Source organism: Vibrio sp. Vb0937, assembly GCF_033338855.1.
This window is the reverse complement of the sequence record NZ_JAWOTK010000233.1, coordinates 1-1314: the sequence shown is the minus strand read 5'-3', so window position 1 is coordinate 1314 and position 1314 is coordinate 1. Positions and strand designations below refer to the sequence as shown.

Here is a 1314-nt window from a genome sequence, read left to right as displayed (position 1 = left end):
CGCGTTAAGCATATAGCGGTTGGAAGTCGTTTGCTGCCACTTTCATTTGAATGCAAAGCTGGCGAAGTCGTCCACGTTGTCGGACCAAACGGCTCTGGTAAGAGCACGTTACTCGCAGCGCTTTCCGGCACATTAGCTAGCAGGGACGGAGCGAGTGGTGAAGTTCATGTGGACGACAAAAACTTGCTCACGTTATCTTTGTCGGAACAAGCTCATGTTCGCGGTTACTTATGTCAGCAATCTAGACCTGCATTTAACGTCGATGTTTTTCAATATCTTGCGTTGTCGTTGCCAAGTGGCGCTGCGATCACTGATGGTAAAGTTCGTGATGCCGTTAATATGGTGGTCGAGCTCGTCCAACTGCAAGATAAGTTGCACCGCAGCATTCAAACGCTATCAGGCGGCGAGTGGCAACGCGTACGCTTAGCGGGTGTATGCCTACAAGTGTGGAGAACGATAAATCCATACTCGCAGTTGTTGATTTTAGATGAGCCAGCCGCTCCGCTCGACATCGCTCAAGAAGGTTTGTTGTATCAGTTAATCAATGCTATCGCGGCGCAAGGTATTAGCGTGCTCGTGGCGAATCATGATTTGAATCGCACCCTTAACCATGCCGATAAAGTGTTATTGCTCAGTAATGGTGTGTTGCATGCGTCGGGCAGGGCGGATGACGTGCTCTCCGAGACTGGTCTCGCTGAAGTGTTCAAAACTCAGGTCAGAAAAGTGATGATAGACGAGAGACCGTATTTGATCTTCGATTAGAGCCTAGGTTTGTGCTGATAAAATAAAAACGACCCGTATAAGGTCGTTTTTTTTGTTTCTTGAATACTTAATCAAGTATTTATTGAGTTAGCGGTTTTAAGTCCGCTGGACGGTAGTAAACCGACTTGAGCACTTTGCCTTTACGTACGGTTTTGCCTTCAGACACGAAGTCTTGTGCACATTTTGCGATGATGTATTCGCCTTTTTGTACAGCCATCAACTTGATACCTTGCTCTGCGTAGAAGGCTTCGGTCTCAGTGTACTCTTGCTCGTTGCGGCATACTTTGCTCATGTTGCTTGAATGAACTTCGTCCCAGCAAGGAATAAAGTCGATTCCGCGGTTTACTGCAACGTTCAGTAAAAGATCAATGAGGTAGCTGATCGCTAGGTTATCTTCTACTTTGCTGTGACCAAGGTGAACTAGACGACCCATTAGAACGTAAACGCTGTCTACAATCGCATCGGCTTGTTCAGTTTTACAATCTGCTTCTGCTAGCTCTGTTAGCTCTTCGATCGCCAAAGAGGTGTGTAGTGTGTCTGCTTGTGCATCTA

Annotated in this window: 2 protein-coding genes; one reads left to right on the top strand and one right to left on the bottom strand. The window is 46.8% G+C overall.

The window, feature by feature from the left end; all coding sequences use genetic code 11:
* Positions 1–762: vitamin B12 ABC transporter ATP-binding protein BtuD (gene btuD / locus R7P67_RS24705; protein WP_318086304.1), on the top strand; the 762-nt coding region annotated here is incomplete at its 5' end.
* A 79-nt stretch (positions 763–841) separates the two neighbouring features.
* Here btuD and R7P67_RS24700 read toward each other — a convergent pair.
* The coding region (locus tag R7P67_RS24700; RefSeq protein ID WP_318086303.1) for a nucleoside triphosphate pyrophosphohydrolase family protein at positions 842–1314 on the bottom strand (473 nt) is incomplete at its 5' end.